Below are 22,571 nucleotides of genomic sequence, written 5' to 3' on the forward strand. Positions count from 1 at the left end.
TGCGCGTCCTTCTCAGCCGGCGGCCAGCACGACGACGCCCGCGAAGATCAGGGCCGCACCGGCCATCGCGCTCCGCGAAGCCTTCTGCCAGGTCAGGGCGATCATGAAGAGGATGCCGGTCTCGCGCAGTGCGCCGATCGCCGGCACCTGGGCGGGCGGCACCATGGCCAGGGCCAGCAGCGTCAGGCCGTGGGCACCGACCATGCCCAGTCCCATCGCGACCGTCGCGGGACGCATCTGGTCGCGTACGGCCGCCGGTTTGCGAGTGAGCATGGCGATGGACACCACCGGAATCATCGACAGCCAGAAGTAGGTGGCGGCGTCGGCGTGCCGCAGACCGTGCGCCGTCACGTAGGTGTAGCCGGCCAGCGAGACCGCCACCGGCAGCGCCACCGCGACGGTCCGGAAGTCCGGGGTGCCCGCGGCCGTGCCCAGCACCCCGGCGCCGATCAGCGCGACGCCCGCCGCGGCCCACCAGGTCACCCCGTCGCCGGCCAGCAGCGCGATCACGAGCAGCAGCACCGGCGCGGCACCGCGGGCCACCGGGTAGGCGGTGTGCGCCGGCGCGCGGGCGTAGGCGAAGTTCACCACCACGAAATACAGGATCTGGAACGCGGCAGACACGGCGAGCCACGGCCAGGCGGCGCGATCGATGCGCCAGGAGACCAGCGCGACCGGCAGCCAGGCCAGGAAGCCGATCAGGTTGGCGACCGCCATGGTGTCGAAGCCGCGCGGCGCCTTGGCGAGCAGCACGTTCCACAGCGCGTGCAGCAGGCCGGACGCCAGCACCAGGCCGAGCGCGAGCCCGGTCATCGCAGGCTCAGCCGGGCCACCCGGGCGGCCGCCAGATAGCCCACCCCGCCCGCCAGGCCGCCGGCCAGCACCGTGACCAGCGCACCGGCCGGCGCCACGGACCGGATCGCGAGGGTCGCGCACCCGGCGGCCACCGCCACCGCGGCCAGCACCCGTAGGTGCGTCCCGAGCAGGCGGCGGCCGTCGATCCGGCCCAGCCGGCGGCGCAGGGCCACGGCGGTCGCGACCAGGCCGGCCGTGTACGCGACGGCGTACGCGATCGGAATGCCGGCCACCGGCCACACCCGGCCGGCGACGACGCAGCCGAGGACGCCGATCGCCGCGGTACCGGCCGTGATCAGGGCCGGCGTCCGGGTGTCCTGCAGGGCGTACAGGCCGCGTTGGAGGACCATGAAGCCGGCGAACGGCACCAGCGCGAGCCCGAACCCGCCCAGCACCAGGCCGAGCAGCCGCACCGTGCCGGCCGCGCTGTTGCCGTGCTGGAACAGCAGCGTGGCGATCGGCCCGCCGAGCAGCACGAACGCGGCCGCGACCGGGGCCAGCACCACGAGCGTGACCCGGACGGCGCGGGACAGGTCGCCGATCACCCGCCGGTGGTCCCGTTCGGCGGCGCGGCGGCTGAGCCCGGGCAGCATGGCGGTCATCACCGACAGCGCGATCACCGCGAACGGCAGCCGGAACACCGCGTGCGCGTTCTGGAACGCCGTCACCCCGCCCGGCCCGGCCAGCGACGCCGACCGGGTGGCCGCCGCCAGCAGCACCTGGGCGGCGGCCACCGAGAGCAGTACCCAGCCGGCGAGCTTCGCGATCCGGCGGACCCCGATGCCGCGCGGATCGGCCGGCCGCAGCGGGAAGCCGGTGCGGCGCAGCACCCACAGCACCAGCGTGGTCTGGGTGACCACACCCGCGGTGGTGCCGGCCGCCAGCAGGTGGTGACCGCCGGCCAGCCCGGCGAGGTAGCAGAGGCAGACCGCGATCACCACCGCGCTGCTGGCCAGCGGTGCCCAGGCCGGCGCCGCGAACCGGCCGCGGACGTTCAGCACCGCTGCGGCCGTGGCGCTCACCCCGTAGAACAGGATCTGCGGCAGGAAGTACCGGGAGAACGTGATCGCCAGGTCGCGCTGCCCGGCGGTGAAGCCGGGGGCGTACAGGTCGACCAGCCACGGCGCGACCAGCAGTGCCAGCACGGTGATTCCGGCCAGGCCGCACGCCAGCAGCGTGATGAGCCGCTGCGCGTACCGGACGCCGCCGTCCGGCTCGGTCACCGCGGCCCGGGCCAGCAGCGGCACCACCACGGTCGCCATCGCCCCGCCGATCACCAGTTCGTAGACCGCGTTCGGCAGGGTGTTGGCGACGTTGTAGGTGTCCAGCAGCCGGGTGCCGAGCCCCAGCGCCGCGGTCAGCACCACGACGCGCAGGAACCCGCCGGCCCGCGAGGCGAGCGTGGCCACGGCGATCCGCCCACCGGCCCGGGCTGTCGAGGTCACAGACACTGCTTACACGGTGATGACAAGCTTCCCGGCCGGGTGTCCGCCGGCCAGGTCCCGGATGGCGTCGGTCGCGGTGTCGAGGGTGTACGCGCGGCCGAGCACCGGGACGATCGCGCCCGACTCCAGCAGCGGGGTCAGTTCCTCCAGGTCCTCGCGGCGTTCCCGGCCGGTGACACCGGCGATCCGGTGCGCGCCGAACGGCGAGATCAGCGGCGCCGCCATCTGCCGCTGGAAGCCGCCCATCAGCGATCCGTTCGCGTGCCCGCCGCCGACCAGCGCGATCGTGCCCCGCTTCCGGACGGCGCGCCGCAGCAGCGACAACGGCCGGTTGCCGGCGGTGTCGATCACCGCGTCGTACCGCGGCCCGTCCCGGTCGATCTCGGTCCGGGTGTAGTCGAGCACGTCTTCGGCGCCCAGCGATCGCACCAGGTCCACCTTCGACGTGCTGCAAACCCCGATGGCGTACGCGCCGCGCCGCGCGACGAGTTGCACGGCGAACGTGCCGATGCCGCCGCCGGCCCCGGTGATCAGCACCCGCTGGCCGGCCTCGACCCGGGCGTCCCGGACGGCCTGCAGAGCGGTGACCGCCGAGATCGGTACGGCCGCGGCCTGCTCGAAGGTGAGCCCGGCCGGCTTGGCGGCGAGCCGGTTCTCGCGGGCCCGGGCGTACTCGGCGAACGAACCGCTCTCACACGTGCCGTACACCTCGTCGCCGGGACGCAGCCGGGTCACGCCCTCGCCGACCGCGGACACCACGCCGGACAGCGCGCGGCCGAGCACCGGCACCCGGGGTCTGCGCAGGCCGACCGCGAGGCGTACCGCCTTGGGCCGCCCGGTCATCAGGATCCACACCCCCGGGTCCACTCCGGCCGCACGCACCTCGACCAGTACCTCGCCCGCTCCGATCGCCGGCTTCGGATGGTCGCGGAGTTCGGGCCGGTCCCCGTACACCTCTCTGATGATCGCCTTCATGCGTCGGTACCCCTTCCCGGGATGTCTAGAATCTTTGACATCACGGTAGAGTGCCGTGTCAAGAAAGTTTTACATTGGGGGTCCCGTGCGCGCCGCCCGGCTGATCAACCTGGTGCTGCTGCTCCAGTCGCGCGGCACCCTGACGGCCACCGAGTTGGCCGCCGAACTGGAGGTTTCCGAGCGGACCATCTACCGTGACGTGCTCGCGCTGTCCGCGGCCGGCGTGCCGGTGTACGCCGAACAGGGGCGGGCCGGGGGATACCGGCTGGTCGGCGGCTACCACACCCGGTTGACCGGGCTGAGCCGGGACGAGGCCGAGGCGCTGTTCCTGGCCGGGCTGCCCGGTCCGGCCCGCGACATGGGCCTGGCCGAACCGGTGCGGCAGGTCCGGCGCAAGGTGCTGGCCGCGCTGCCGCCGGGCCTGCGGGAGGCGTCCGAACGGGCCGGGCAGCGGTTCCACCTGGACGCGCCGGGCTGGTTCGCCGACGCGGATCCGCCGCCGCTGCTCGCCGGCCTGGCCCGGGCGGTGTGGCAGGACCGGGTGCTGACCATCGGCTACCGGCGCCGCGACGAGGTTTCCCGGACGGTCCACCCGTACGGCCTCGTACTGAAAAATGGGGTTTGGTACTTGATTGGTCTTGTCGCTGGAGATCTGCGCACCTACCGGGTGGACCGGGTGACCGCGGCCGAGCCGACCGGGGAGACGTTCGAGCGCGACCCGGACTTCGATCTGCCGGCGTTCTGGCAGGCGAGAGCGGAGGATTTCGTACGCCAGATGCTGCGCGAGACGATCGTGGTGCGGCTCAGTCCGCACGGGCTGCGCGTGCTGCGGTACGTGGCCGAGCCGGTCGCGGTCGAGCAGGCCGTGTCGGACGCCGGGGAACCGGACCCGGACGGTTGGGTCCGGACCCGGCTCCCGGTCGAGTCGTTCGACGTCGCGTACACGTACATGATCAGATTGGGTCCGGACGTGGAGGTGCTGGAGCCGCCCTCGCTGCGCGCGCGCATGATCGAGGCGGCCGACCGGATGCGCGCGGTCTACCGGTAGCCGGTCACGTCGGCGGGCTTGCCCGGGTCCTGCACCTCGACCAGGTAGCGCCACGCGTCGGGCCGGCTGCCGTCGAGGTCGGTGAAACCGTAGACCTTGGCGAGTTCACCGCTCGACACGGATGTGCCGTTCCAGCGCGCCTTGTCCGGGTCGGCGGCGAGCGCGGCGACGGCGCGTCCCACGTACGCGGGCGATTCCGAGATGGCGAAATGCGGTTCCTTGCTGGTGCCGTCGAGCCAGTTGTCCTCGGTGACGCCATAGTGCTCCAGCATCATCTCGGAGCGCAGCCAACCCGGTGTCAGCGCCACCGAGGTGCCGCCCGCCTCGGTGAGATCCTTGGACCAGGCGAAGGCGAGCCGGTTGACCGACCACTTCGCCAGGTCGTAGAACACCGAGAGCCGGTAGTTGTCCCGGTTGTACGCGGTGGTGCCGTCGCCCACCTCGACGACGAGCCCGCCCGGCCGCCGGATCAGCAGCGGCAGCGCGTAGTGGCTGGTGATGATGTGGGTGTCGACGGCCAGCCGGAGCAGCCGGAAGCCCGGTTCCAGCGGTTGCTCCCACACGGGCTTGTGCCAGGTGGTCAGCGGATCACCGCCCCAGACGTCGTTGACCAGCACGTCGAGTCGCCCCTGCTCGTCGTCGATCCGGTTGACGAGCCCTTCGACCTGCGTGGCCTCCAGATGGTCGACGGCCACCGCGACGCCCGTGCCGCCGGCCGCCGTGACCATCTCGGCGGTCTCCTCGATCGTTTCCGGCCGGTCCATCTCGGAGCGGCGTTCCCGGGTGCTGCGCCCGGTGGCATAGACGGTGGCCCCCGCGGCTCCCAGCTGAACCGCGATCTGTCGCCCGGCCCCGCGGGTGGCCCCCGCCACGAGGGCGACCCGCCCGGCAAGTGGTTGCTCAGTCATGCTCCGATGCTGTCCCGAAAACCTGACAGCGGGTGTCCGATTTCTTGACTTCCTTCATGTGTAAGTCGTAGCTTTCGTTCGTGGCAACTTACAGAGCGAGCGCCGGCTGGGACGCGCTGGGCGACCCGACCAGGCGAGCGATAGTCACGCGCCTTGCCGAGCGCCCGTTGGCGGTGGGGGAGTTGGCCGACGGCTTGCCGGTGACCCGCCAGGCCGTGTCCCAGCACTTGCGGGTGCTGAAGGACGCCGGCCTGGTGAGCGACCAGGCCGCCGGCACCAAGCGGGTGTATCGCCTCAACCCGGCCGGCTTGTCGGCGTTGCGGGACCAGCTGGACACGTTCTGGAGCCGGGCCTTAGCCGGCTACCAGGACATAGCCACCACCGAACCCCCTGCGAAGGAGCAGCAATGACCGAAGTCGTGCGGCGGCATGTCGTCGTCGAGGCGCCCATCGAGCAAGCCTTCAACGTGTTCACCGCGCGGTTCGGTGACTTCAAGCCGCCCGAGCACAACCTGATGGGCTCGCCGATCGCCGAGACCGTGTTCGAGCCCAAGGTCGGCGGCCACATCTACGACCGGGCGGCCGACGGCAGCGAGTGCCGCTGGGCCCGGATCCTCGCGTTCGACCCGCCGGACCGGGTGGTGTTCAGCTGGGACATCAACCCGCGCTGGCAGGTCGAGGAGGATCCGGAGCAGACCAGCGAGGTCGAGGTGCGCTTCGTTGCCGAGACCCCGGAACGCACCCGGGTCGAGTTGGAACACCGCAACCTGGAACGGCACGGCCCCGGCTGGGACTCGGTCCGCGACGGCGTGGCCGACGACCAGGGCTGGCCGCTCTACCTGTCGCGGTTCGCCGCCCTGTTCAGTTGAACGGCGGCCGGTTGACGCCGTACAGGGCGTGAATCTGCGACGCGCGCAGCTCGGTGCGGGCGACGATCATGGCGACCATCGCCAGGACGGTGCCCGCACCGACGATGCCCCACCCCTGCCGCTGCCAGGGGATGAGATGCGCGCACAGGGCGCAGAACGCCACCATGAACCCGCCGATGCCGGCCGTGTACCGCAGTTCCCGCAGCAGGTCGTGCAGCAACCGATGCGCCTTGCGCACGTTGCCGAAGTGCGACACCGGCGACCACTTCGTGGTGATCATCAGCCCGCCCATCGTCAGGAACCAGAACCCGGCCAGCCAGGCGTTCCAGGCCACTGCGTTCCCGAGAAAGAAGGCCGGCGGAATCTCCAGGCTGGCAATCACAAAGGGCAAAAAGCAGTCCAGGAACGACGGAGCCCAGCGCAACAGCACACTCATCGTCAGGTAGTAGTAGAAAACCGAGACGAACACCAGCAGCAACGTGACACTCTGTATTCCGCCGAGCACCGTGGGCTTAGGAAACGTGTTCTGCGCCAGCAACCCCAGCGCCACACCCTGGATAATGCTGATGATCGTGATAAAGCCGGACGGCGAGATGTCCAGCGACCGCCGTATCAACACCTCACGACTGAGCGCCTGAATTGCCTCCCCACGCCCGACCGGCCCGAATTCCTCCGGCACATGCTGATGGTTGGCATACGCCCAGGGCGTAGTGTCCCGCCCTCTCCGATGGCGAGCAAAGTCACGCGGTTCGGCTGTCACGCCCCATATCATGCAACCCAGGTCAATACCCAAAACCGATCAAGAGAAATGCGCAAAACCCCAGGTGAGCCCAGTTCCCCCAGGGACTCCCGCCCGCTTCCAAAGATCGTCCACGAAAAAACGCGAAACGATCCCGCCCATTCCCGGTTTCGTGTGATGTTCAGAAGTCCGGAATTGACGAGAATAATGCACGCAGTGGCTCGTTGATTACGGATCGTCCGTGTGCCGGCCGCCCGGCAAAAGCGCAACGCCCGCCGTTGCGCGCCGATGACGGAGCGGAGCATTGCGGCCAGCTCGCCGAGGAATCGCGCTCTCCCGCCGCGTCCACCGAGGATCGCCGTAGATCCGCCCTTCCAGTGTCAGATCCCGCACGGCCGGGTCTCTGCGGAGCGGCACATCCGGACCGTGCCGTTCGCCGGTGTGCGCATGCAAGTGCTCGTGCGCGGCATCGTTGGCGGCGATGTCAGACCTCGGCGGCTCATCGCCGAGCCGGTCGTAGCGATCCATGATGGCGTTCAGCTCGAGGTCGTCGGGATGCGGGGGAGCACCGCTCTGACCCGCGGGCGCTGCGGCGGTGGCCCGGCCCGCGGGCGCGACCTCGGCGGTGGCTTGCTCGGCTTCGACCAGGGTGCCCGGAACGGCCCGCCGCGGCGTCGCCTGCGCCCGGCCGGGCGGATCAGAGTCGCCGTGCGGTGTTTCGGGGTCGACCTGTCACCGTCCATCCGCTTCCGAGGTCCCGCTCCAGGCAAGGCGGAGCCTAACAACCACGCGTCGTCCGGGTCCGGTCGCGAACCTGACACCGACGACATGTGGCGTCCGCGTGGGGGTGGCGGGGTGCTGACCGCACTTGTCACCACTATGGGCGGATGCCGCGCCGACCTGTTACGGCGCGCGTTCGAGGCCACCGGCGATCCGGCATGACCACCCGGCTGCCCGACCGCGATGACTTCGATTCCGTCAGTGGTCACCGTCCTTGCGCGACATCTACACCGCGCTGGTCAGCGGACTGCAGGCCCGCAGCATGCCGCGTCCGCAGAACCTCGGCGAAGATCTACCTCCGGATGATCTCCACTCGTGGTGGTCTCGGTGCCGCGCGGCAGCTACTGCACGCCTCGCCGGTCTCCAGCGGCTGTACCACGCTGTGGGAGAAGGGCCGGCTTGACCTCACGGTCGAAGCGTTCGTGCTGAGAAAACCGTGGTCGGCCCTGTTCACCGACTTCGTCCCAGGACGACCCCCGAAATGCCGCTCTCAGTCTCCGCTCGCGATCACGTATTGTCGGCTGCGCTATGCGGGTGCTGTCGTACAACATCAAGGGCTGGCGTGGCGATCTCGCTGCGCTGCTGGAGACCGTTCGCGATCAGGCGCCGGACGTGCTCGTGTTGCAAGAGGTGTTGCGCTGGACCGATCCGGGCACCTGGTGCATCGACCTCGCCGCGCGGTTCGGCATGGCTCAGGCGGTGGGCGGGCTCTGCGCGTACGGGAATGCGATTGTGACCGCAAGTGACGTCACGGTGCTGGAGTCCCGCATCCTGCGTTACCCGCTGGCTCTCGGCGACAGCCCGCGCGCGGCCGTCTTTCTGCGCGGCACGCTCGGCGGCACGGAGTTCGTCGCGGCCGGCACCCACCTGGCCACGGTTCCGGAGATCCGGTTGCGACAGGCAACAAGCTTCAAGCAGGCTTTGTACGCCGCAACCGCGCCCGTGATAGCCGGTGTCGACGTGAACGAAACGGACGCGGGCCCCGCGTGGCAGACCATCGCCGAGGGTCTGGTGGACGCCGGCGCCGCCACCGGTCAGGCCGGCATCCCGACGTTCTCCACCACCAACCCGAACCGCCGGATAGACGCCCTCTTCGCCGACCCGGCCCTGCCCGTGACGTCCTACCAGGTCCTCGACACACCGGCCGTCCGGCGCGCCAGCGACCATTTCCCGATCTTGGGCATCCTCACGTCGTAACATCACGCCATAAATCCGGATAAATCGGGTGGGGTGAGTGAGGCGCAATGTGGCGTTCCTGGCTGGTCACGGTCGTACTGGTAGGCGTCGTCATCCACGCCCCGGACCACGCCGAAGCCACCCCGTCCCCGCAACAGGCCCAGCCGGCCGCGACCAAACACGCCGACGCCGGAACGAGTGAGGCCCGGCCGACCGCCGCAGCGCCTCCGCTAACCCGATACGGCGTCATCACCTCCACGCAGGGCTCGGCCGTCGCCGACGACCCCGCCAGCTACATCCGGCTCTACAACCAGAACCGCGCCCGCTACGGCGGACCGCTCGGCATCCGGCTGTTCAGCGCCGGCCGCATCCCGCTCCCCGGCGACGATTCGATGGCCGGTGCGCTGCTCACCTGGGCCGCCGCCGCCCACCCCGACGAGCCGCTCACCGTTTCGCACAAGACGCGCGACGACGCTCGGCTCGTCAAGCTGCTCGACTGGGTGCACGCCAAGAAACGCAAGCTCTCCGTCATCTACTTCCACGAGGTGCAGGACAACTGGTTCAAGCACCGCGACCAGCGTGCCACCCCGGCCGCCTACAACGAGACCTACCGGGCCTACCGCCGGATCATCGAGGCGCACCCGGCCCGGGACCGGGTCACGCTCGAGAAGAACCTCATGTGGTACTGGCAGCACTACAACGCCAAGCGGCAGGGTGGCGACTGGCGGCTCTTCGTCGAAGCGAACGATCCGGCCGATCTGGTCTCGTGGGACACGTACGTCTTCCCGGGCATGCCCACCGCCCAGCGCCGGTATTCCACCCCGGACGAGTTCTTCCGCTACGCCCGCGACGTCTGGCGGGAGCGCAGCCTGCCCTGGGCGGTCGGCGAGATCGGCTCCACCGTGCAGGACGGCGTCGGCGCGGAGCGGGACTGGGACCGCGACGGCAAGCTTTTCGCCGCCTGGGTGAAGCGGATCGCCACCGCCGCCGGTAATCCGGCCGCGATCGGAGCCGGATACCGCGGGATGCCGCCGGCCCGGTTCGTGAAGTGGTGGGCCGCCCCGGACCGCAACAACGCCGACCAGAGCCTCGAACAGGTGCCCGCGGCGGTCACCTCCTATCGGGAGCTGGTCCGGACAGCGCCGGTTCGGTAGTGGCGATCCGCAGCGCCTCCACCAGGCTGCGGTAGAGCGAGTCGCTCGCCAGCAGCGACGCATGGGTGCCCTGTGCGCGTATCGAGCCCGCCTCCAGAACCACGATGTGGTCGGCGTCGACCACGGTGGACAGCCGGTGCGCGATCGTCACCACCGCACCGGTGGTGGCGCACCGCCGGATGCATTCCTGGAGCGCCGCCTCGGTCAGCCCGTCGACCTGGGCGGTGGCCTCGTCCAGCAGCAGCACGTCCGGCGTCCGCAGGATGGCCCGGGCCAGCGCGATCCGCTGCCGCTCGCCGCCGGAGATCTCGGCGCCGGTCAGCGCGGTGTCCAGGCCGTCCGGCAGCGACCGCACCTTCCCGTCCAGCCGTACGGCGTGCAGCGCCGTCCACAACTCCGCCTCGGTGCCCTCCGGATACCGGAACAGCAGGTTGTCCCGGATCGTGCCGGGCACCACCGGCGTCTCCTGCTCGACGTACGCCAGCCGGGCCCGGATCTCGGCCGGCGACAGGTCCGGGTATGGCTGCCCGTCCAGCAGCAGCGTGCCCGACTGCGGCTCGAGGAAGCGCAGCAGCAGCGAGAACAGGCTGGTCTTGCCGGCACCCGACGGCCCGACCAGGGCGAGGTGGCCGCGACGCGGAATCACCAGGTCGACGTCACGCACCGCGGGCGCGGCCGTCTCGTCGTAGCGCAGCGTCACCCCGCGCAGTTCCAGCACCGGGGCGGAGGTGTCGGCTCGGCCGGCGGACGAGCCGGCGGTCGGCTCCACCCGCATCGCCTCGACCTCGCGGATCCGGGCCGCCGCCGCGATGCCGCTCTGCAGCGCCGTCACGTTCTGGGTCAGTTCGGTGATCGGCCCCATCAGCTGGAACGCATATAGCAGGAACGCGATGAGGCTGGACACCGCGAGCAGTCCCGCGTCGGCCCGCCAGGCCCCGATGCCGAGGATCACGATGATGGCGAACTGGATGCCGGCCCAGGAGACCGTCCACACCGAGGCGGTGCGCCGGGCGGCCCGCACGTTGAACGCGGCCGCCTGGGTGGCGCCGGCTTCGATGCGCGCGCCCTGCCGCGTCTCGGCCCGGCTGGCTTTGACCGTACGCACGGCGCGCAGCGTGCCTTCCAGGTCTGCCCCGAGCTGACCCACCGACTCCTGCGCCTTGCGCTGGGCCTCGCCGATGGTCGGCAGCAGCACCGCCATGATCACCGCGATGATCACCACGGCGGCCAGCGTGCAGCCGAGCAGCACCAGGTCGAGCACGCCCATCAGGACCAGCGTGGCGACCAGCGCGACGCCCGCGTTGATCAGGCCGACGATGCTGGACGACGCCGCGTGCAGCAGCCCGGTGTCCGAGGTGACCCGGGTGACCAACTCGCCGGTCGGGCGCCGGGTGATCTCGCCGAGCCGGGCCGCGAGATAGCGCCGCACGATGGACAGCCGGGCGTCCAGCACGACCTGCTCGGCCAGTGTGCCGAGCAGCACCCACTGCCACAGCCCGATGGCGGCGCCGATCACCACCAGCACCAGCAGCAGGGTGATCGGGCCGGCGAGCGCGCCGCCGGTGCCGAGCGTGTCGATGATGCGCTTGGTGGCGAGCGGGGCGGCCAGGTTCGCCGCGTTGGCCATCAGTCCGAGGATCAAACCCAGCAGGAGTACGCGCCAGTGCGGCCGGAGGAACGAGACGAGGATCCGCATCGGAGGAGTGGAACACAGTTGTTCCATTATTGGCAACCCGTGTTCCGTTAAGGTATACCTGTGACCATCAGCCCGACCCGGAACCGGACCCGGCAGGCGATCCTCGACGCCGCCATCGAGACGCTGGCGCAGCAGCCGGCCGCCTCGCTCGGCGACATTGCGGCCGCGGCCGGCGTCGGCCGCACCACCCTGCACCGCTACTTCGCCGAGCGGTCCGACCTGATGTCCGCGGTCGTGACCGAGGCCGGCGAGCGACTCACCCGGGCCACCGTCAACGCCCGGCTCGGCGAGGGCACCGGGGCCGAGGCGGTGCTGCGCCTCTGCCGGGAGTATTTCGACCTGGGCGCCGTGCTGTCCCTGGTGTTCGGCGAGGCGCAATTGCTGGCCGGCGACGACTGCTTCGGCCCGGACGACGGCGACACGTTCGCCACCGCGGTGGCCCGTGGGCACGCCGACGGCTCGATCGACCCGCGGCTGCCCGCCACCTGGCTCGACAACCTGATGTGGGCGCAGCTCTATGCGGCCTGCCACTTCGAGGGCCACCGATCCCGCCACGAGGTGCTCGACCTGCTGGTCCGGAGCTACGGCGGCGCGCTGCGGCCCTACCCGGCGTCATAGGCGGCCGCCTGGCTCCGGTACAGCCCGGCATACCGGCCGCCGGCCGCTAGCAACCCGGCGTGCGTGCCCCGCTCGCTGATCCGCCCGTTCTCGACCACCACGATCTGGTCGGCCATGTTCACCGTGGAGAACCGGTGCGACACGATCACGGTGATCGCGCCGTGCGCCGCGGCCGCCTCCCGGGCCTGCTCGGTGAACCGCACGAACAGCTCGTGCTCGGCCTGCGGGTCGAGGGCCGACGTCGGCTCGTCCAGCACCAGCAACAGCGGGCGGCGGCGCATCACGCCGCGGGCCAGGGCCAGCTTCTGCCATTGCCCGTACGAGAGCTCGGTGCCCTGGAACTGGGTGCCGAGCTGGGAGTCCAGACCCTCGGGCAGCCCGTCGGCCACCGCACCGGCCCCGGCCCGGTCGACCGCGTCGCGCACCGCCGCCGGGTCGTCCAGCCGGTCCAGGTCGCCCACGCCCACGTTCTCCCGGGCCAGCATCTCCAACCGGGCGAAGTCCTGGAACACGCCGCCGCCGCACCGGGCCCACTCCCGGGGGTCGATGTCGTCCAGCGGCACGCCGTCGATCAGCACCGTCCCGGTGTCCGGCCGGTACATCCCGGTCAGCAGCTTGACCAGGGTGGTCTTGCCGGCCCCGTTCAGGCCCACCAGCGCCGTGGTGGTGCCGGCCGGCAGGTCGAGGTCGATGCCGTCCAGTACGGCCTCGGGCGTACCGGGATAGGTGAAAGAGACGCCACGCAGGCCGATGCCATCGCTCAGAGCCCGCGGAGCCGGCCTGGTGCCGGCAGCGCGGGCGCCGTGCTCGCGAAGCCACCGGTAGTGCCCGCTCACGTGCCCGCCCTCGGCCATCATCGAGTAGTTGCCGACCAGGCGCTCGATCTGCCCGCTCAGCGAGGTGATCAGGGTGATCAGCAGGACCACGTCGCCGACCGTGGCCCGGCCCTCCCGCCACAGCCCGAGCACCAGCAGCAGCGACACGCCGAGCGCCGCGAACAGCAGCACCCAGCCGATCGCCTCCAGCCCGCCGGCATACAGGCGGGACCGGACGATCTCGCCGGTGATGTGCTCCCACAGCCGGCTCGCCCGCCGGGACAGTTCCGGTCCGCTGCCGGCGATCCGCAGCTCCTTGGCCGGTTCCGGGGTGAGGCAGAGCTGGTGCAGCCGCCGCTCGTGCCGGTCGCTCTCGGCGGTCCGGTCGCGCACCCGTTCCCGGTGCCGGGCGCCCCGGGCGATGAGGATGAGCAGCGGCACCGAGAACCCGGCCAGCAGCGGCAGCGCCGGGTGGATCTCGGTGAGCAGCCAGGCACTGGCCACGAGGCCGAGCGTGGTGCCGATCAGGCCGGCGCCGGCCCACACCGAGCGGACCAGCGGCATGGTGCCGCGCCGCAGATTCGTGACCCGGTCCAGGAAGTCGGGCCGTTCCAGGTGTTCCAGGGTCGGGATGGAGGCGGCCTGGGTGAGCACCTCGAGATCCAGCTCGCGGCCCACCCGTACGGTCAAATCCTGATTGAGCTCGCCCTGGATGCGCCCCAACAGGAAGCTGCCGGCGTGCGCCAGCACGCCCAGGCCGGCCGCCACCACGACTGCGCCGGTGGTGCCGGACTGCGCGCCGTCGATCAGCATCCGCTGGCTGGCCGCGGTGAGCACGGCGGCGCCGGACATCACCGCGATCAGCAGCACGTTGAGCACGGTGACCACGGGCGCGACCCGCCAGCAGAGCGCGAGGGTGTGCCGGAAGACGCTCACTGGGCCGCCTCCGCGAACCGGGACGCCTGCAGGTTCCACAGGCGCGCGTAGGTGCCGCCGCGGGCCAGCAGGTCGGCGTGCGAACCGGACTCGGTGATCCGGCCGCCGTCCAGCACCGCGATCCGGTCGGCGTTGCGGATCGTGGAGAGCCGGTGCGAGATCAGCACCACCCCGGCGCCGGACGCGCGCACGCCCGAGACCACCCGGTCGAAGAACTGGATCTCGGCGGTCATGTCCATGTTGGCCGTCGGCTCGTCGAGGATCAGCAGGCCGCGGCCGTGCCGGGTGGCGTAGAGGGTGCGCGCGACGGCCAGCTTCTGCCACTGCCCGCCGGACAGGTCGCGGCCGCGCCTGCCGGTGCGCCACAGTTGCGTGTCGAGCTTGTCCAGCAACTCGTCGGCGCCGGCCAGCCGCAGCGCGCTGAGAATCGCCTCGTCGTCGGCCGGCACCTCGGGCGCGCCCAGCGCCACGTTGTCCCGCACGGTCGCCGGGTAGCGCAGGAAGTCCTGGTAGACCACGCTGAGCCGGCGGCGCCACCGGTCGATGTCGAGCTCGGCGAGGTCGCGGCCGCCGATCAGGATCCGGCCGCCGGTGGGAGCGTACAGGCCGGCCAGCAGCTTGGTGAGCGTGGTCTTGCCGGCACCGTTGATCCCGACGATCGCGAGGATCTCACCCTTACCGATGGTCAGATCAAGGTCATCCAGTACGGCGTGCGCGCCGCCCGGGTAGGTGAAGCCGACTCCCTCGAACCGGACCGCGGACTCGCCCACCTGCCCGGCACCGCCCGGTGCGGCGCCGGGCGGTGCGGCGCCGGGCTTGTCGTAGCGGTCGGCCAGCCGGTCCACCGCCTGCACCGCGCCCTTGCCGTACTCGATGTCGAAGGTCTCGAAGCCCACCCAGGTGATCTCGAAGATGCCCAGCGCCGCGATCACGCACGTGCTCAGCGCCGCGATGCTCAGCGCACCGTCCGCCGCGGCCAGGCCGGGGACCAGGAACGCGGCGGACGCGCACAGCACCGACAGCAGCACCGTGATGCCCTGCCGGCGCAGGATGCTGCGGCGCAGCGCCCACATCGGCGAGCGCAGCTCCCAGTGCCAGTCGGCCCGCCGCAGCACCAGCCAGTCGGCCAGCCCGAACAGCCGGATCTCCTTGGCCGCGTCCAGACCGGCGGCCAGGTCGTCCAGATATTCCAGGCGGCGCTGGCCGGGGCTGAGCCGGTCGCTGTACGCCACGAAGAACGTCCACTGCCGGCGCTGGATCGCCCGGCTCGCCATCGAACCCGCCAGCAGCAGCACGGCCAGCCACGGGAAGTAGCCGGCCAGCACGACGGCGGAGGCGACGGCCGCGAGCATACGGCCGGCCAGCAGCACGACCGACACCGACGCGGTGCCGGGGGAGCGCACCCAGAAGCCCTCGCCGATCTCGCTGGCCCGGTGCGCGTCATCGGCGAACTCGGCCTCCTCGAGGTGCGCGATGGTGGCCGGTGCCAGCGCGACGGCCCGCAGCCGTTCCCGCAGCGCCCCGTCGATCCGCCGGCCGACCGCGGTCATCACGGTGGTGCCGAGCGGCCGGGTCAGCCGCCCCACCAGCAGCGTGACCAGCAGCCCGCCGAGCGCCCCGGCAACCGGCTCGCCGGCCAGGGTGCGGCGGATGAGCTCGCCACTGAGCAGCGCGGTGGCCGGCACGGTGAGGATGAGCATGGCCTGCGTGCCCACCATGGCCGCGACCCAGCCCCACCCGGCGAGCGGCAGCAGGCGCAGCAGCCGGATCCGCTCGGCGAACACCGCCCGGAACTCGGACGGCCGGAACGCTCCCCAGCCCAGTCGTGGATCGGGTGGCTTCGATGCGTCGGGCATCCGCCCATCTTGGCGGTGACTAACGGGTAGGGCCTCCGAATTATCGATCGTCGGCCGATTATTGGTCGGTGAGCCGGCGGTGACGCTGGGCGGCCATCCGGACCGGGGCGTTCGCCTCGCCGAAGCGGTCGTAGCCGCCGCGGCGTTCGACGATCTCGAAGAACACCCGGCCGCCGAAGACCGGCGTGTAGAGATGCAGCAACTCGCCGCCGCGGGTGTCGCGGTCGTAGAGGATGCCGTGCCGGCTCAGCGTGGCCACCGTGCTCTCCGGCAGGGCGAAACGGGCCGCCAGGTCGGCGTAGTAGTTGTCCGGCACCGGCAACATCGTGGCGCCCAGCGCGGTCATCGCCTCGGCGGTGGCCACGATGTCGGCGGTCGTGAAGGCGACGTGCTGCGGGTCGGCCACCGCGGGTGCCCACTCGCCGCGCCGCAGCAGCGCGACCGTCAGGGCCAGGCGCACGCTGCGGTCGGCGTTGGCGACGTTGCGCGAGCGCATCAGGCCGAACGGGGCCGCGTACTCCTCGTCGGCCAGGTGGTCGAGGTCGAGCACCGAGTGGTAGAAGAGCCCGGCCTCGTCGAAGTTGTCGAACGGCTGGGCCAGCCCCAGGTGGTCGGTGCCGATCAAGCCGGCGCCGGGTTCGGTGGCCTCGCCGGTGGGCAGGAAGTCGGCCCGCCAGCCGTCGTCCGGCCGGGTCACGAACACGCTGGTGCCGTCCGGCGCGATGATGGCCGCCAGTTCGGTCTCACCGGGGCCGCGCACGTTCGGGTGGGCCGGCGCCAGCAGGGCCTCGGCGCGGTGCAGCGAGCGCTGCGGATCTTCGCTGGCGATCGCGAACGCGCTGATGGTGGCGGTGCCGGCGGCCTGCGGGCGGGTGACCGCGCTGTTCAGCACGATCTTGCAGTTCTGCTGCTCCCACAGTTCGACCGGCTTGGTGCGGTGCTGCCCGGTGTGCGCGAAACCCAGTCCCCGCAACGCTTCCCGCAGCTGCGGCCCCGAGTGGCCGTCCACGCCGAACTCGGTGAACGCGTGCCGCGCCAGGCTCGGCGCGCCGGGCAGCCGGCGGCCCACCGGTGCCAGCCGGTGTTCCAGGGCGATCAGCGAGCGCATCGCGTCGACCGCGGTGCGGGCCGGGTCGGACTGCCGGAACACGTCGTTGAAGACCTCCAGCGACAGCGGCCCGTCGTACCCGGCCGCCAGCGCGAGCCGCACGAAGCCGGCCAGATCGAAGGAACCCTGACCAGGAAAGAGCCGGTGGTGCCGACTCCACTGCAAAACATCCATGCGCAGGTACGGTGCGTCCGCGAGCTGGACGAAGAACACTTTGCCGGGCGTGATGGCCGCGATACCGGCCGGGTCGACCTCGCGGGACAGCACGTGGAACGAGTCGAGGCAGAGCCCCAGTGCGGGATGCCCGGCCCGCTCGACGATCCGCCACGAGTGGTCCCAAGTGGACACGTGCCGGCCCCAGGCGAGCGCTTCGTACGCGATCCGCATCCCGTGTGCCGCGGCCCGCTCGGCCAGCGCCGCCAACTGCTCGGCGGCCAGATCGTCGTCGTCGACCGCCTCGCCGGACACCGACGAGCAGACCAGGATCGTGTCGGCGCCCAGGTCGGCCATCACCGCGAACTTCTGCTCGGCCCGCGCCAGGTTGGCCCGCAGGCGCTCCGGCGGCACCGCCTCGAAGTCGCGGAACGGCTGGTAGAGGTCGATCGACAGGCCCAGGTCGGCGCAGCGCGTACGGATCTCCTTGGCCGACCAGGGCGCGACCACCAGGTCGTTCTCGAAAAGCTCGATGCCCTCGAAACCGGCCGCCGCGGCGGCCGTGAGTTTGTCGTCCAGGGTGCCGGACAGGCAGACGGTCGCGATCGACCGGCGCAAACCTTCGCTCACGTGACCTCCCAGGACTTGACAGTGTCGCCCGTCACATCGGATAACTAACGTACCAGTTCGTACATCAGCTGGCATCTACGGAGGGGCGCGGACATGACGGCTTGCCGGTGCGGGTTGATCGGAACCGGGATCGGGTTGTCGTTGTCTCCCGCGCTGCACGAGGCCGAGGGCCGCAGCCAGGGTCTCGACCTTTCCTACACGCTGTTCGACGTGGCCGGCGCCGACCGGCCGGGCACCCTCGAACGGCAGCTCGACGAGGCGGAACGCGACGGCTTCGCCGGGCTCAACATCACCCATCCGTTCAAGCAGCAGGTGATCGGGCTGCTCGACGACCTGTCGCCGCAGGCGAGTGCGGTGGGTGCGGTCAACACCGTGGTCTTCCGCGACGGCCGGCGGCACGGCTACAACACCGACGCGTACGGCTTCACCGAGTCGTTCCGGGCCAAGCTGCCGGACGTCGCCACCCGGCGCGTCGTGCAACTCGGCGCGGGCGGGGCCGGTGCCGCCTGCGGTTACGCACAACTGAGCATGGGCGTCGAGCACCTCACGCTCGTCGACCCTGATCCCGTACGGCGAACGCAGCTTGCCGCGACGCTCGCCGGACATTTCGATGCCGCCCGGATCGCCGCCGCCTCGCCCGAGGATCTCCCGGCGGCGCTCGCGGGCGCCGACGGCCTGGTCAACGCCAGCCCGGTCGGCATGCAGGCGCACCCCGGCCTGCCCCTGCCCGCAAGCCTGCTCCACCGCAGCCTGTGGGTCCTCGACATCGTCTACATGCCGGTGGAGACGGCGCTGCTGCGCGCCGCCCGCGCCGCCGGCCTGCGGGCGGTCGGCGGTACGGCGATGTGCGCCTACCAGGCCGCCGCCGCGTTCCAGCTGTTCACCGGACGAACCCCCGATACCGCGCGGATGCTGGATCACCTCGACGTGCTGCTGGCCGGGCGCGTCAGCCACCAGACCGCGTAATCCCTCCCATTCCTCCAGGAGCGCGATATGCGTCGATCACGAACCACACCCGATGCGGCGGCCGTCCCCGACGAAGCCGTCGTCCGCAACCTCCCCGAGCCCCTGTCCCTGCGCCGGATGATCGGTCCCGGCGTGGTCGCCGTCGGCATCGGCATGGCCGCCGGCGAGATCATCCTGTGGCCCTACCTCACTGCGATCGGCGGCCTGGGGCTGCTCTGGCTCGCGTTCACCACGCTGGCCGTGCAGTTCGTCATCAACATGGAGATCGAGCGCTACACGCTGGCCACCGGCCAGACCGTGGTGGCCGGCTTCTCCCGGTGGTGGAGGGGCTGGGGCATCCTGATCTGCCTGGCCGGTGCTTTCCAGTACGTCTGGCCGGGCTGGGCCACGAGCGGCTCGACGGTGTTCACCTTCCTGGTCGGCGGCGGTGACCCGGTCTGGATCACGGTGGCCAGCCTGGTGATCGTCGGCGTACTGCTCTCGGTCTCGAAGGTCATTTACAACACGGTCGAACGCGTCGAGCTGGTCAAGGTCGGCCTCACCCTGTTCTTCCTGCTCGTCGTGGTCATCTTCGTGATCTCGCTGGGCACCTGGGGCGACGGTGCCAAGGCGACGGTGACCGAATTCGGGCAGATCCCCCAGGGCATCACGTTCACCCTGTTGCTCAGCGCGATCGGGGCGGCCGGGGCCGGCGGCGTACACAACCTGGTTTTGAGCAACTGGATCCGCGACAAGCGGTACGGGATGGGCGCGCACGTGCCCCGGCTGATCTCACCGATCACCGGGCAGGAGGAGGCGGCCGGCACCGACCGGTACGCGATGGCGCTGGACGACGAGAACCTGGGCCGCTGGAAGGTCTGGTGGAAGCGCGCGAACGCCGAGCACCTGGTCACGTTCGTGGCGGTGTGCTTCGTGACGATCACCATCATGTGCCTGCTCGCGTACGAGACCCTGTTCGGCCGCGACGACCTCAAGAGCGACGCGTCCTTCCTGCGGATCGAGGCCGACATCCTGGCCGACCAGGTGGGCCCGTGGCTCAAGTTGCTGTTCCTGGCGGTGGCCGCGGTCTCGCTGTGGGCGGCCGCGATGGGCCTGCTGGACGTCATCGGCCGGGTGGCGTCGGACTTCCTGCGCCGCAACTACCTGTCCACCTCGGCCCGCTGGACCGAGTCGCGGATCTACCTGGTCGTGGTCTGGGCCGAGATCGTGCTCGGCTCGCTCATCCTGCTGGCCGGCTTCACCCAGCCGCTCGGCCTGCTGATCGTGTCGACCTGCGCGGCGTCCGTGGTCACCCTGCTGTACTCGATCCTGCTGATCCGGCTGAACACCCGCGACCTGCCGGCCCAGATCCGGATGGGCGGCTGGCGGCTCGGCGGCATGATCGCCGCGATCGCCTTCTACGGCTTCTTCGCGGTCGCCATGGTGGTGACCCAGCTGCAGAAGCTTTAGCGGTTTTTGTTGTCGCACCGTTTCCCTGACATCTACGGCACAAGCCCGGTCGGCGTCCCCCCGGCCGGGCATCCCCGTAGGAAGGGACCCGTACGTGACTAGGAAGAGGACCGGCAGGCCCTGGCTGATCGGCATGGCGGCGCTGCTGACCGTGTCGACCGGCCTGGTGGGCCACTCGATGCTGCCGGCGAGCGCGGCCGTCGCCCCCGTGGCCGACGGCGTCTACACCGTGGCCGCCGCCGCGAGCGGCAAGTGCATCAACGTGACCGGTGCGGCGGCCGCCAACTCGGCCCTCCTGGTCCAGGTGGCGTGCAACAGCGGCACGACGAGTCAGCGGTGGCAGGCCGTGGCCCGCACCTCCGGGCAGTTCAACCTGGTCAACGGCAACAGCGGCCGGTGCATCGACGTGCCCAGCGCCTCAACCGCTTCCGGTGTCCAACTGCAGCAGTACGGCTGCGGCACCGGCACCAATCAGCTCTGGACGTTCGCCGCCTCCACCGCGGCCGCGGGCAAATACCTCGTCAAGAGCGTCGCCACCGGCCTGTGCGTGAGTACCAAGGACGGCTCCACCGCCGGTAACAACCCGATCGTGCAGGAGACCTGCTCGGACATCGCCCGGATGCAGTGGTCGTTCAACTACGTCTCCGGCCCGACGACCCCGCCGACGACCGGCCCGACCGCCCCGCCGCCGGCGTCCGGCCTGGTGGGCTGGGCCGCGCAGAACGGCGGCACCACCGGCGGCGCCGGCGGATCCACCGTCACCGTGACCTCGGCGTCCGCGCTCGACTCGGCGCTGTCCGCCAGCGGCTCCCGGATCATCAAGGTCTCCGGGATGATCACGGTCTCCGGCATGCGGAAGGTCACCTCCAACAAGACCATCCAGGGCGTCGGCTCCGGCTCCGGCATCCGCGGCGGCGGCCTGACTGTCGAAAACGCCAGCAACATCATCATCCAGAACCTGAACTTCACCGGCTCGTCCGACGACGCGATCAACGTCCAGAACGGCTCGCACCACATCTGGATCGACCACAACACCTTCTCCAGCGCCGTGGACGGCCTGGTGGACATCCGCCTGGCCGCAGACTTCGTGACGGTCTCCTGGAACATCACCCGCAGCCACGACAAGACCATGCTGCTGGGCTCCGCCGACACCGACACGGGCGACCGCGGCAAGCTGCGCGTCACCTACCACCACAACTGGTTCGACGGCACCAACCAGCGCCACCCGCGGGTCCGCTTCGGCAACCCCGTGCACGTCTACAACAACTACTACGACGGCGTCTCCAGCTACGGCGTAGCCTCCACCACCGAGGCCGGCGTCCTGGTAGAGGGCAACTACTTCGAAAACGTAAACCGCCCGACCACCCTGGCCCAGGGCACGTCCCCCAACGGCAACCTGGTCCAGCGCAACAACCACTTCGTCGGCTCAGGCACCCCCCAGACAAACGGTTCGGTCAAGGCGATCCCGTACGCCTACGCGCTCGACACCGCCAGCCAGGTGAAGTCAATCGTCTCCGCCGGCGCCGGCACCGGAAAGCTGGGCCTCTAGTCCGTCCCCGGGAGGCCGGCCCAGTGGGGTGCGGTCTCCCTGGTTCCCTCCAGACCGGCCGGGGGTCGCGCCGGCGTGCACCGGCGCGACCCCCGGCCCTCTTTTATTCGCCGTTTATTTTGGCATGATCAAATTGGCGGTGGGCGTCCGAGGCGAGCGATAATTGCCCATGCGGCAGCTGCAATTGTTCTCCCGATCCGAATTAGCCCAAATGCGCGACCACACCGCAGCCCGCAACTATTCCCCAGCACGCGAAGAATTCCGCCGAGACCACGAGCGTCGCCGAGCCGAGGGCCTGAAACAGCGCCAAGGCGACCGCCTCCACCACATAGCCGAACGCCTCCGCGACCCGGAGCAGCCACCCAGACCACAGGCGGCCAGAGCGCACGTCACCCAACCGCCGCGCCCAGTCCCGACCGCCGGCGGCAGACCGACGAGCGCCGACACGGCTTCAGCCCATAACCGAAACCAAGCGCCAAGACCCCGGGCGAACCCGCCCGCCCCCGCGCGGCCGGCCCGTCCCGCCACGATCGCGCCTGCCGCCGAGGCCACCCGGACGGCCCAGTTGATCCCGTCGGCCCAGCTGACCCCGTCGGCCCAGCCGACCCCGTCGGTCATGCCGATTCCGCGTGCCGGGCCGATCGCGCGCGCCGGACCGCGTCAGCCCACCCCTCGCGACGGGCCGGTCGCTCGTGCCGCGCCGACCCCGCCCATCGCTCGCGCCGAGTCGGCCGGGCGTGCTGCGCCGACCCCGCCCCCTGCTCGCGCCGTGCCTCCTGCTCGCGCCGTGCCTCCTGCTCGCGCCGTGCCTCCTGCTCGCGCCGTGCCTCCTGCTCGCGCCGTGCCT

General features: G+C 71.0%; 20 protein-coding genes. 9 read left to right on the forward strand and 11 right to left on the reverse strand.

Annotated features, from left to right (window positions below):
• Positions 1 to 12: 12 nt before the first annotated feature.
• Genes Ari01nite_RS14505 through Ari01nite_RS14515 form a run of 3 tightly spaced genes read right to left on the reverse strand, consistent with a single transcriptional unit; the run spans position 13 to position 3,275 of the window.
• Complete coding sequence (locus Ari01nite_RS14505) at positions 13 to 813, reverse strand: hypothetical protein (protein WP_203781749.1); 801 nt, start codon at positions 811 to 813, stop codon at positions 13 to 15.
• Positions 810 to 2,270, reverse strand: a complete 1,461-nt coding sequence (gene murJ, locus Ari01nite_RS14510) for a murein biosynthesis integral membrane protein MurJ (protein ID WP_203781770.1) — start codon at positions 2,268 to 2,270, stop codon at positions 810 to 812. The genes Ari01nite_RS14505 and murJ overlap by 4 nt, the downstream gene beginning before the upstream one ends.
• Before the next feature lie 39 nt (positions 2,271 to 2,309).
• The gene (locus Ari01nite_RS14515; protein WP_203781750.1) at positions 2,310 to 3,275 is read right to left on the reverse strand and encodes an NAD(P)-dependent alcohol dehydrogenase; all 966 of its coding nucleotides are present in this window, start codon (positions 3,273 to 3,275) and stop codon (positions 2,310 to 2,312) included.
• Positions 3,276 to 3,360: 85 nt separating this feature from the next.
• Here Ari01nite_RS14515 and Ari01nite_RS14520 point away from each other — a divergent pair, with 85 nt between their 5' ends.
• Positions 3,361 to 4,323, forward strand: coding sequence for a helix-turn-helix transcriptional regulator (locus tag Ari01nite_RS14520; protein WP_203781751.1), 963 nt, complete (start codon positions 3,361 to 3,363; stop codon positions 4,321 to 4,323).
• On the opposite strand, the gene Ari01nite_RS14525 is transcribed toward Ari01nite_RS14520, so the two are convergent.
• Entirely contained in the window at positions 4,314 to 5,231 is a 918-nt protein-coding gene (locus tag Ari01nite_RS14525; RefSeq protein ID WP_203781752.1) for an SDR family oxidoreductase, read from the reverse strand. The two genes, Ari01nite_RS14520 and Ari01nite_RS14525, sit on opposite strands and share 10 nt — an antisense overlap.
• Positions 5,232 to 5,311: 80 nt before the next feature.
• Here Ari01nite_RS14525 and Ari01nite_RS14530 point away from each other — a divergent pair, with 80 nt between their 5' ends.
• Both Ari01nite_RS14530 and Ari01nite_RS14535 read left to right on the forward strand, forming a co-directional pair.
• Positions 5,312 to 5,641 (forward strand): ArsR/SmtB family transcription factor, encoded by a 330-nt coding sequence (locus Ari01nite_RS14530; RefSeq protein ID WP_203781753.1) that lies wholly within the window; start codon positions 5,312 to 5,314, stop codon positions 5,639 to 5,641.
• Positions 5,638 to 6,099, forward strand: a complete 462-nt coding sequence (locus Ari01nite_RS14535) for an SRPBCC family protein (RefSeq protein ID WP_203781754.1) — start codon at positions 5,638 to 5,640, stop codon at positions 6,097 to 6,099. Before Ari01nite_RS14530 ends, Ari01nite_RS14535 begins: the two co-directional genes overlap by 4 nt.
• On the opposite strand, the gene Ari01nite_RS14540 is transcribed toward Ari01nite_RS14535, so the two are convergent.
• Together Ari01nite_RS14540 and Ari01nite_RS14545 are read right to left on the reverse strand one after the other, a co-directional pair.
• Positions 6,092 to 6,778, reverse strand: a complete 687-nt coding sequence (locus tag Ari01nite_RS14540) for a hypothetical protein (RefSeq protein WP_203781755.1) — start codon at positions 6,776 to 6,778, stop codon at positions 6,092 to 6,094. The two genes, Ari01nite_RS14535 and Ari01nite_RS14540, sit on opposite strands and share 8 nt — an antisense overlap.
• Before the next feature lie 288 nt (positions 6,779 to 7,066).
• Entirely contained in the window at positions 7,067 to 7,366 is a 300-nt protein-coding gene (locus Ari01nite_RS14545; protein ID WP_203781756.1) for a hypothetical protein, read from the reverse strand.
• Positions 7,367 to 8,146: 780 nt separating this feature from the next.
• Between Ari01nite_RS14545 and Ari01nite_RS14550 the strand changes: the two genes are divergently transcribed.
• Positions 8,147 to 8,815, forward strand: a complete 669-nt coding sequence (locus Ari01nite_RS14550; RefSeq protein WP_203781757.1) for an endonuclease/exonuclease/phosphatase family protein — start codon at positions 8,147 to 8,149, stop codon at positions 8,813 to 8,815.
• A 47-nt stretch (positions 8,816 to 8,862) separates the two neighbouring features.
• Complete coding sequence (locus Ari01nite_RS14555) at positions 8,863 to 9,948, forward strand: hypothetical protein (RefSeq protein ID WP_203781758.1); 1,086 nt, start codon at positions 8,863 to 8,865, stop codon at positions 9,946 to 9,948.
• Here the strand turns inward: Ari01nite_RS14555 and Ari01nite_RS14560 are convergent.
• On the reverse strand, positions 9,905 to 11,644 hold the full coding sequence (locus tag Ari01nite_RS14560) for an ABC transporter ATP-binding protein (protein ID WP_203781759.1): 1,740 nt from the start codon (positions 11,642 to 11,644) through the stop codon (positions 9,905 to 9,907). The two genes, Ari01nite_RS14555 and Ari01nite_RS14560, sit on opposite strands and share 44 nt — an antisense overlap.
• 60 nt (positions 11,645 to 11,704) lie before the next feature.
• On the opposite strand from Ari01nite_RS14560, the gene Ari01nite_RS14565 reads away from it, so the two are divergent.
• On the forward strand, positions 11,705 to 12,262 hold the full coding sequence (locus tag Ari01nite_RS14565; protein ID WP_239162750.1) for a TetR/AcrR family transcriptional regulator: 558 nt from the start codon (positions 11,705 to 11,707) through the stop codon (positions 12,260 to 12,262).
• Here the strand turns inward: Ari01nite_RS14565 and Ari01nite_RS14570 are convergent.
• From Ari01nite_RS14570 to Ari01nite_RS14580, 3 genes are read right to left on the reverse strand one after another with little or no spacing between them, the layout of a single operon-like run.
• On the reverse strand, positions 12,247 to 14,013 hold the full coding sequence (locus tag Ari01nite_RS14570; RefSeq protein ID WP_203781760.1) for an ABC transporter ATP-binding protein: 1,767 nt from the start codon (positions 14,011 to 14,013) through the stop codon (positions 12,247 to 12,249). The two genes, Ari01nite_RS14565 and Ari01nite_RS14570, sit on opposite strands and share 16 nt — an antisense overlap.
• Complete coding sequence (locus Ari01nite_RS14575) at positions 14,010 to 15,869, reverse strand: ABC transporter ATP-binding protein (RefSeq protein ID WP_203781761.1); 1,860 nt, start codon at positions 15,867 to 15,869, stop codon at positions 14,010 to 14,012. The genes Ari01nite_RS14570 and Ari01nite_RS14575 overlap by 4 nt, the downstream gene beginning before the upstream one ends.
• A gap of 58 nt (positions 15,870 to 15,927) precedes the next feature.
• Positions 15,928 to 17,760: a bifunctional sugar phosphate isomerase/epimerase/4-hydroxyphenylpyruvate dioxygenase family protein gene (locus Ari01nite_RS14580; protein ID WP_239162751.1), complete on the reverse strand. Its 1,833-nt coding sequence runs from the start codon at positions 17,758 to 17,760 to the stop codon at positions 15,928 to 15,930.
• 135 nt (positions 17,761 to 17,895) lie between these two features.
• Between Ari01nite_RS14580 and Ari01nite_RS14585 the strand changes: the two genes are divergently transcribed.
• The 3 genes from Ari01nite_RS14585 (at position 17,896) to Ari01nite_RS14595 (ending at position 21,724) form a co-directional block, all read left to right on the forward strand.
• A complete protein-coding gene (locus tag Ari01nite_RS14585; protein WP_239162752.1) occupies positions 17,896 to 18,726 on the forward strand; it encodes a shikimate dehydrogenase in 831 nt (276 codons plus the stop codon).
• 27 nt (positions 18,727 to 18,753) lie between these two features.
• Positions 18,754 to 20,175: an Nramp family divalent metal transporter gene (locus Ari01nite_RS14590; RefSeq protein ID WP_203781763.1), complete on the forward strand. Its 1,422-nt coding sequence runs from the start codon at positions 18,754 to 18,756 to the stop codon at positions 20,173 to 20,175.
• 94 nt (positions 20,176 to 20,269) lie between these two features.
• A complete protein-coding gene (locus Ari01nite_RS14595; RefSeq protein ID WP_203781764.1) occupies positions 20,270 to 21,724 on the forward strand; it encodes a pectate lyase family protein in 1,455 nt (484 codons plus the stop codon).
• A 202-nt stretch (positions 21,725 to 21,926) separates the two neighbouring features.
• On the opposite strand, the gene Ari01nite_RS14600 is transcribed toward Ari01nite_RS14595, so the two are convergent.
• The gene (locus tag Ari01nite_RS14600) at positions 21,927 to 22,121 is read right to left on the reverse strand and encodes a hypothetical protein (protein WP_203781765.1); all 195 of its coding nucleotides are present in this window, start codon (positions 22,119 to 22,121) and stop codon (positions 21,927 to 21,929) included.
• Between the last annotated feature and the right edge of the window lie 450 nt (positions 22,122 to 22,571).

The organism is Paractinoplanes rishiriensis, assembly GCF_016862375.1.
Lineage (GTDB): Bacteria > Actinomycetota > Actinomycetes > Mycobacteriales > Micromonosporaceae > Actinoplanes > Actinoplanes rishiriensis.

Coding starts and splice junctions, on each gene's coding strand:
- Ari01nite_RS14590 (WP_203781763.1), top strand. CDS start 18,754: ATGCGTCGATCACGAACCACACCCGATGCGGCGGCCGTCCCCGACGAA.
- Ari01nite_RS14535 (WP_203781754.1), top strand. CDS start 5,638: ATGACCGAAGTCGTGCGGCGGCATGTCGTCGTCGAGGCGCCCATCGAG.
- Ari01nite_RS14560 (WP_203781759.1), bottom strand. CDS start 11,644: ATGCGGATCCTCGTCTCGTTCCTCCGGCCGCACTGGCGCGTACTCCTG.
- Ari01nite_RS14550 (WP_203781757.1), top strand. CDS start 8,147: ATGCGGGTGCTGTCGTACAACATCAAGGGCTGGCGTGGCGATCTCGCT.
- Ari01nite_RS14545 (WP_203781756.1), bottom strand. CDS start 7,366: ATGGATCGCTACGACCGGCTCGGCGATGAGCCGCCGAGGTCTGACATC.
- Ari01nite_RS14505 (WP_203781749.1), bottom strand. CDS start 813: ATGACCGGGCTCGCGCTCGGCCTGGTGCTGGCGTCCGGCCTGCTGCAC.
- Ari01nite_RS14515 (WP_203781750.1), bottom strand. CDS start 3,275: ATGAAGGCGATCATCAGAGAGGTGTACGGGGACCGGCCCGAACTCCGC.
- Ari01nite_RS14555 (WP_203781758.1), top strand. CDS start 8,863: ATGTGGCGTTCCTGGCTGGTCACGGTCGTACTGGTAGGCGTCGTCATC.
- Ari01nite_RS14575 (WP_203781761.1), bottom strand. CDS start 15,869: ATGCCCGACGCATCGAAGCCACCCGATCCACGACTGGGCTGGGGAGCG.
- Ari01nite_RS14525 (WP_203781752.1), bottom strand. CDS start 5,231: ATGACTGAGCAACCACTTGCCGGGCGGGTCGCCCTCGTGGCGGGGGCC.